General features: G+C 71.7%; 7 protein-coding genes. 2 read left to right on the plus strand and 5 right to left on the minus strand.

The annotated features are described in order from the left end of the window. Positions 1-6 precede the first annotated feature (6 nt). The 5 genes from AB4Z02_RS11410 to AB4Z02_RS11430 form a co-directional block, all read right to left on the minus strand. A complete protein-coding gene (locus AB4Z02_RS11410) occupies positions 7-321 on the minus strand; it encodes an AzlD domain-containing protein (protein ID WP_056884699.1) in 315 nt (104 codons plus the stop codon). Beyond that, on the minus strand, positions 321-1049 hold the full coding sequence (locus tag AB4Z02_RS11415; protein WP_441971070.1) for an AzlC family ABC transporter permease: 729 nt from the start codon (positions 1047-1049) through the stop codon (positions 321-323). The genes AB4Z02_RS11410 and AB4Z02_RS11415 overlap by 1 nt, the downstream gene beginning before the upstream one ends. 10 nt (positions 1050-1059) lie before the next feature. Beyond that, positions 1060-1707, minus strand: a complete 648-nt coding sequence (locus AB4Z02_RS11420) for a GNAT family N-acetyltransferase (RefSeq protein WP_441971072.1) — start codon at positions 1705-1707, stop codon at positions 1060-1062. Positions 1708-1867: 160 nt separating this feature from the next. Continuing rightward, entirely contained in the window at positions 1868-2335 is a 468-nt protein-coding gene (locus tag AB4Z02_RS11425) for a dihydrofolate reductase (RefSeq protein WP_441971074.1), read from the minus strand. A 63-nt stretch (positions 2336-2398) separates the two neighbouring features. Then, the gene (locus AB4Z02_RS11430) at positions 2399-3190 is read right to left on the minus strand and encodes a thymidylate synthase (RefSeq protein WP_441971076.1); all 792 of its coding nucleotides are present in this window, start codon (positions 3188-3190) and stop codon (positions 2399-2401) included. A gap of 184 nt (positions 3191-3374) precedes the next feature. Here AB4Z02_RS11430 and dapA point away from each other — a divergent pair, with 184 nt between their 5' ends. Together dapA and AB4Z02_RS11440 are read left to right on the plus strand one after the other, a co-directional pair. Continuing rightward, positions 3375-4265 (plus strand): 4-hydroxy-tetrahydrodipicolinate synthase, encoded by an 891-nt coding sequence (gene dapA, locus AB4Z02_RS11435; RefSeq protein WP_441971078.1) that lies wholly within the window; start codon positions 3375-3377, stop codon positions 4263-4265. After that, the gene (locus AB4Z02_RS11440) at positions 4262-5947 is read left to right on the plus strand and encodes a ribonuclease J (protein WP_441971080.1); all 1686 of its coding nucleotides are present in this window, start codon (positions 4262-4264) and stop codon (positions 5945-5947) included. Before dapA ends, AB4Z02_RS11440 begins: the two co-directional genes overlap by 4 nt. Positions 5948-6038: the final 91 nt, after the last annotated feature.

Consider the following 6038-nt stretch of genomic DNA (forward strand, 5'->3'; position numbering starts at 1 on the left):
AAGCCGTCAGGGGAGGCCGAGCAGCCTCAGCCCGGCGGCGACCGCGGCGGCGAGCACGACCACGACGATGAACGGTGCCCGCAGCACCAGGGCGACGACGGCCACGCCCACGGCTGCGGCGCGCGAGTCCACGACGACTGCCCCCGACGACGACGTCAGTGTCTGCACCCCGACCAGCGCTGCGAGCAGGGCGATCGGCAGCGCCGAGGTGATACGCGTGGTCCGGTCGCCGTCGAGCCACGACGCGGGCACGAGGTGGCCGGCGTACTTGAGGGCGAAGGCCAGGGCGGAGGCGAGCAGCACCGCGGTCCACGTGCTCATCAGTCGGCCCCCTCGTCGGCCCAGTGGTGCGGCGGTGCGGGGTCGTGGTGGGCGCGACGCCAGGCGCCGGCGGCCAGGGCCGTGGTCGCCGCGACGAGTACCGGGACACCGGCAGGCGCGTGCGGCGCGAGGACGACCGCCACGACCGCGGCCGCAGCGGCGATGGCGAAGGCGTCCGCTGAGCGCAGCCGGGGCCACAGCAGGGCGCAGAACGCTGCCGCCGCTGCCGCGTCGAGACCGTAGCGGCGCGGGTCACCCATGGCGTCGCCGGCGAGCGCGCCGAGGAGGGTGGTGAGGTTCCACAGCACGAACACACCGACGCCGGTGGCCCAGAAACCCAGCCGTCCCGCGGCCGCCTCGGGCTGGGCAACCCCGACCGCCGTGGACTCGTCGATGGTGAGCTGGGCCGCCGCCAGGCGGCTCGGTCCCCGGGCGTCCAGCAGCCGGGAGACCTGCACCCCGTAGAGGCCGTTGCGCACCCCGAGCAGCGTGGAGGTGGCGATGGCGGCGGGGGCTCCTGCCGGCCCGGCTGCCAGGACCCCGACGAACGCGAACTGCGAGCCTCCGCTGAAGAGCAGCAGCGACAACGCCTGGGTCTGCAGGAGGTCGAGTCCAGCGGCGATGGACAGGGCGCCGAAGCTCAGACCGTACGCCCCGGTCGCCACAGCGACGGACAGCGACTGGCGCAGCACGGCACGTCGACGTGCGGGGGCGAGCGCGACGGTCACTGTTCCTCGGTCACGGGGCGTCGGGCGACCCGTCGGGCGACGGCTCAGGCGTCCCGTCGGGACGGATGTCGGCGACCAGGCGCACCTCGCGGGCGGTGTCGCCAGCGGGGGAGACGACGCGGTCGCGGAAGGCGCCGTCGGGGTGCAGGCCGGACGCCACGAGGAACGCGCGGGTCTGCTCGTCCGTGGCCAGCACCCACGCGTGCAGCGTCTCGGCACCCGCCCCGCGCAGCGTGTCCACCGCCGCGTTGACCAGCCGTGAACCGTGACCCGACCGGCGCGCCTGGGGGTACACGGCGAGCGCCGAGACCTCGCCGGTCGCCGGGTCGGCGTCGGGGTCCTGGCTGGGCCCGATGGAGGCGAAGCCGACCACCTGGTCGCCTGCGCACGCCGCGAGCAGGCGGTAGACGCCCTGGGGCGGGTTGGCCAGCGACTGGCGCCAGGCGCTCGCGAAGGCCTGGGGCTCGAAGGCCTCGAGCACCTCGGCCGGGACCACGCGGTCGTACGCCTCGCGCCACACCACGGCCTGCACGAACCCGACTGCCGGGGCATCGGTCTCGCGCGCGATGCGGACGCTCGCGTCGGCGAGGGGCCCGGTGGGGTGGGTGTGCGGGTGGTCGTGCCCGTGGTCGTGCGCGTCGTGGTGCGTGGAGCTCATGGCTGCCATCCTCGCACCCGGCCGCGAGGCGCCCGTACGCGCACGCAGGTCGCCCGGGGTCGGTCCTGGGTCGGTCCGGGTGGGTGCGGGATGGTCGTCGGCGGTTGCTACGTCACTGAGCGCGTTGTGAGCTCAGTGACGTAGGAGCTGTGAGAGGTCCTCAGACCCGCTCGTAGGTGACCCAGCTGAAGCCGTCGCGGTCCTCGCGGGCGGTCTCCTGCCACTGCGCCGGGTCGATCGCGGGGAACCTCACGTCGCCCTCGGGGGACTGGTCGACCTCGGTGATGAGCAGGCGCTGGGCCCACGGCATGGCCTCGGCATAGACCTGGCCGCCGCCGCACACGAAGACCTCGCTCGCGGGACCGGCGAGCGCCAGCGCCTCGGTGAGGGAGTGTGCGGTCTCGACGTCGGGGTGCGACCAGTCCTGCTGGCGCGTGACCACGATCGTGCGCCGACCGGGGAGCACCCGCCCGATCGAGTCGAACGTATTGCGGCCCATCACCATCGGGTGACCCATGGTGGTCCGCTTGAAGAACGCGAAGTCCTCGGGAAGGTGCCACGGCATGTCGTTGTCGGCGCCGATGACGCCGTTGCGGCCGACGGCGGCGATGAGGGTCACGTTCGTCATGACCGACAGCGTAGGCCGTGACCGCACCCCGCCCACCAGCCAGAATGCGTGGGGGCGCACACCTCAGACGGCGATGGGCGCCTTGATCGACGGGTGGGCCTCGTAGCCGACGAGCTCGAAGTCGCCGAGCTCGAACTCGTCGATCTGCTTGCCGGGTGCGATCCTCATCCGCGGCAGCGGCAGGGGGGTCCGGGTGAGCTGCAGCCGGGCCTGCTCGACGTGGTTGGAGTAGAGGTGGGCGTCACCGAGGGTGTGGACGAAGTCGCCCGGCTCGAGGTCGCACACCTGCGCCACCATCATCGTGAGCAGCGCGTAGGAGGCGATGTTGAACGGGACGCCCAGGAAGATGTCGGCCGAGCGCTGGTAGAGCTGGCACGAGAGCCGGCCGTTCGCGACGTAGAACTGGAACATCGTGTGGCAGGGGGGCAGCGCCATCGAGTCGACGTCGGCGACGTTCCACGCGGAGACGATGTGGCGGCGGCTGTCAGGATTGGTGCGGATCGACTCGATCACCTTGGCGATCTGGTCGACGTGGCCGCCGTCGGGCGTCGGCCAGGAGCGCCACTGGTAGCCGTAGACCGGTCCGAGGTCACCGTTCTCGTCGGCCCACTCGTCCCAGATCGTGATGCCACGCTCCTGCAGCCACCGGACGTTGGAGTCGCCGCGCAGGAACCACAGCAGCTCGCCGATGATCGACTTGAGGTGCAGCTTCTTGGTGGTGAGCACCGGGAAGCCCTCGGAGAGGTCGAAGCGCATCTGGTAGCCGAAGACCGAACGCGTGCCCGTGCCGGTCCGGTCGGACTTGTCCGTGCCGGTCGTCATGACGTGGTCGAGGAGGTCCAGGTACTGCTGCACGACGGCAACCTAACACCGCCCGCCGACGGTGGCGGCGCCGTACCGCGGGGTGGAGGGGTGGTGGACGGATGGGGTGGGCGACGGGGTGGAAGGATCCGGCCACGCAGGGCTGGGATGGCGTCATTCCCGTCCGCCTCACGCGCCGGGGACCGGGGCGCACCCGGCGGGGCGATAGCCTGCGGTCATGAGTACAGCCTCGCCGTTCGGTCGACTCCTGACCGCCATGGTCAGCCCCATGCACCCCGACGGGAGCCTGGACCTCGACGGGGCGCGCCGGCTCGCGGAGCACCTGGTCGACACCGGCCACGACGGCATCGTGGTCAACGGCACGACCGGCGAGTCCGCCACGCTCAGCGAGGACGAGAGCATCGAGATGGTCCGCCTCGTCGCCGACACCGTCGGCGACCGGGCCAAGGTCGTCGCGGGCGTCGGCTCCAACGCCACCGCGCACAGCGTCGCCATGACCCGGCGCGCCGCGGACGCCGGCGCCACGGGCCTGCTGCTCGTCACGCCGTACTACAACAAGCCGACCCAGGCCGGGGTGGTGGCGCACTGCCGCGCTGTGGCCGAGGTCACCGACCTGCCGGTGATGCTCTACGACATCCCCGGCCGGACCGCCATCCCGTTCACGACCGAGACGCTGCGCGAGCTGGCCACCGTGCCGAGCATCCGCGCCGTCAAGGACGCCAAGGGTGACCCGTGGGCCTCCACCAAGGTCATGGCCGCCACCGACCTCCTCTACTTCTCCGGCGACGACGCGACCACGCTGCCCTGGCTGTCCCTCGGGGCCGTCGGCACCGTCAGCGTCGTCGGGCACGTCGCCGGACGCGAGTACGCCGCGATGATCGAGGCGGTGGACCGGGGCGACCTGGCCGCCGCCCGTGACATCCACCGGCGGCTCGTCCCTGCGGTCGACGCGATCATGAGCACGTCCCAGGGGGCCATCATGGCCAAGGCCGCGCTCGTCGAGCTCGGCATCATCGAGCACCCGACGGTGCGGCTCCCGCTGCTGGAGTCGCCGCCGGAGCACCTCGACATCCTCCGTACAGGACTCAAGGAGTCTGGTCTGCTGTGAGCCACCCCCACCCCGAGCTCCACCTGCCCCCCAAGCTCGCGGCCGACGGCGTGCGCGTCGTGGCCCTCGGCGGCCTCGGCGAGGTCGGCCGCAACATGGCGGTCATCGAGCACGCCGGGCAGCTGCTCATCATCGACTGCGGGGTGCTCTTCCCCGAGGACCACCACCCGGGCGTCGACCTGATCCTGCCCGACTTCCAGTACATCGAGGACCGGCTGGACCAGGTCCAGGCGATCGTCCTCACCCACGGCCACGAGGACCACATCGGGGCGGTGCCCTACCTCCTCAAGCTGAAGAAGGACATCCCGATCGTCGGCTCGATGCTGACGCTGGCCCTCATCGAGGCCAAGCTCAAGGAGCACCGGATCACTCCTTACACGCTCGGCGTGAAGGAGGGCATGCGCGAGAAGCTCGGCGTCTTCGACTGCGAGTTCGTCGCCGTCAACCACTCGATCCCGGACGCGCTCGCGGTCTTCGTCCGCACCCCGGCGGGCACGATCCTGCACACCGGCGACTTCAAGATGGACCAGCTGCCCCTGGACAACCGCCTCACCGACCTGCGCGCCTTCGCCCGGCTGGGGGAGGAGGGCGTCGACCTGTTCATGACCGACTCGACCAACGCCGAGGTCCCGGGGTTCACGACCCCCGAGAAGGACATCGCCCCGGCAATCGACAAGGTCTTCCGCGACGCCGAGCGCCGCATCATCGTGGCCTGCTTCTCCTCGCACGTGCACCGCGTCCAGCAGGTGCTCAACGCCGCCGAGAAGGCCGGCCGCAAGGTGGCCATGGTCGGTCGCTCGATGATCCGCAACATGGGCATCGCGGCCGAGCTCGGCTACCTCAAGGTGCCCGACGGCGTCCTGGTCGACGTCAAGAAGCTCGACACGTTCCCCGACCACCAGGTGGTGCTGATCTGCACCGGCTCCCAGGGTGAGCCGATGGCCGCCCTGTCGCGCATGGCCAACCGTGACCACCGCATCGACGTGGGCCAGGGCGACACCGTGCTGCTGGCGTCCTCGCTCATCCCGGGCAACGAGAACGCCGTCTACCGGGTCATCAACGGCCTCATGCGCCTCGGCGCCAACGTCGTCCACAAGGGCAACGCCAAGGTGCACGTCTCCGGCCACGCCAGCGCGGGCGAGCTCCTCTACTGCTACAACATCGTGAAGCCCCGCAACGTCATGCCGGTCCACGGCGAGTGGCGCCACCTGGTCGCCAATGCCGAGCTGGCCGTGCAGACCGGCGTCCCTCGCGAGCGGGTGGTGATGGCCGAGGACGGTGTCGTCGTCGACCTCGTGAAGGGCCAGGCGAAGGTCGTGGGCGCGGTCGACTGCGGCTACGTCTACGTCGACGGCTCGTCGGTGGGCGAGTTCGACGAGGCGTTGCTCAAGGACCGCCGCATCCTGCGCGACGAGGGCTTCATCTCGGTCATCGTCGTCATGGACTCGGCCACCGGGAAGGTCGCGGCGGGTCCGGAGATCCAGGCCCGCGGCTTCGCCGAGGACGACGAGATCTTCCGCCAGGTGCGACCCAAGATCGAGCAGGCGCTCGCCGACGCCACGGGCAACGGCGTCACCGACTCCTACCAGCTCGAGCAGGTCGTCCGCCGCGCCGTGGGCAGCTGGGTCGGCGGCAAGATCCGCCGCCGCCCGATGATCATCCCGGTCGTCATCCAGGCCTGAGGCGCCGGCGGGCCTGAGGCGCCGGCGGGCCTGAGCCCGCGCCGTCCGGGCCCGAGGCGCCGGCCGGGCCCTAGTCCGCGCGGGCCGGCCC

It is taken from the genome of Pedococcus sp. 2YAF34, from assembly GCF_052114585.1.
GTDB lineage: Bacteria > Actinomycetota > Actinomycetes > Actinomycetales > Dermatophilaceae > Pedococcus.